This window comes from Rhodococcus phenolicus, from assembly GCF_001646785.1.
GTDB classification, from domain to species: Bacteria; Actinomycetota; Actinomycetes; order Mycobacteriales; family Mycobacteriaceae; genus Rhodococcus; species Rhodococcus phenolicus.
On record NZ_LRRH01000171.1, the window covers coordinates 1 to 1,148 of the forward strand.

Sequence of the window (1,148 nt, forward strand, 5' to 3'; positions counted from 1 at the left end):
GGGCTGATCGTCGCGCTCGTGACCGCCGACAACGGCTCGCTGACCAGCCGTGGTGTGTCGCTGTCGCAGGCCTCCGGCGACGACGACCTGCCGACCGGCCAGGTCGCGCGGGTCGCCGACGCGGTGCTCCCCGCGGTCGTGTCCATCCAGGTGACGCTCGGCGACGAGGCCGGTACCGGTTCCGGGGTCGTGATCGACGGCGCCGGTTACATCGTCACCAACAATCACGTCGTCTCCATGGCTGCCACCAGCCCCGACGCGAAGATCCAGGTGACCTTCAACGACGGCACGAAGGTGCCCGCGTCGATCGTCGGCCGCGACATCCACACCGACCTCGCGGTACTGGCCGTCGAGGACGTCGACAACCTGACGGTCGCCGAACTGGGACGGTCCTCCGACGTGCAGGTCGGCGAGGACGTCATCGCGGTCGGATCGCCGCTGGGGCTGAGCAAGACCGTCACGCGCGGCATCGTCAGTGCCCTGCACCGGCCGATGGCCGCACCGGCGAGATGCACCACCCGGAGATCGGGGTGAACGCCCGTACCGTCGTCAACGACACCGCCAGCGGAGCCGAGGTCGCGAACGTGCAGGCCGACAGCCCTGCCCAGCGTGCCGGGATCGTCGAGGGCGATGTGATCGTCAAGGTCGGCGACCGGACCGTGACCAGCGCCGACGAGCTGGTCGTGGCGGTGCACGAGCAGCGGATCGGGGAACCGGTCACCGTGCAGCTCGTGCGCAGCGGTCGTCTCGTCGACGTGCAGGTCACCCCGGAATCCGACTGACTCGCCTGTGCGGCCGCTGCGAGGTCACCGTGAACCCACTGTGAGCTGCACACGTCACCGCACATGCGGGGCGGCGACAACGTAGGCTGGGGCGGTGTTCGGCAACATCGGTTGGGGCGAGTTCATGGTCCTCCTCGTCGCGGCGCTCGTGGTTCTGGGACCCGAGCGTCTGCCCGGCGCGGTCTCCTGGGTGACGAAATCACTGCGCCAGGTGCGCGACTATGCGTCCGGCGCCCGCCAGCAGCTCAAGGACGAACTCGGACCGGACTTCGAGGATCTGCGCAAACCCCTGTCGGAGCTCAACGAACTGCGGGGCATGACACCGAAGGCCGTCATCACCAAGCATCTGCTCGACGGCGACGATTC

1 protein-coding gene and 1 pseudogene are annotated in these 1,148 nt (G+C 68.7%); both read left to right on the plus strand.

Annotation, left to right across the window (positions count from 1 at the left end):
• A pseudogene (locus A8G15_RS28525) lies at window positions 1-782 on the plus strand (S1C family serine protease); the annotation flags it as partial.
• A gap of 94 nt (window positions 783-876) precedes the next feature.
• Window positions 877-1,148, plus strand: a 272-nt coding sequence (tatB, locus tag A8G15_RS28535; RefSeq protein ID WP_068166575.1) for a Sec-independent protein translocase protein TatB, incomplete at its 3' end; no start/stop codon positions are given.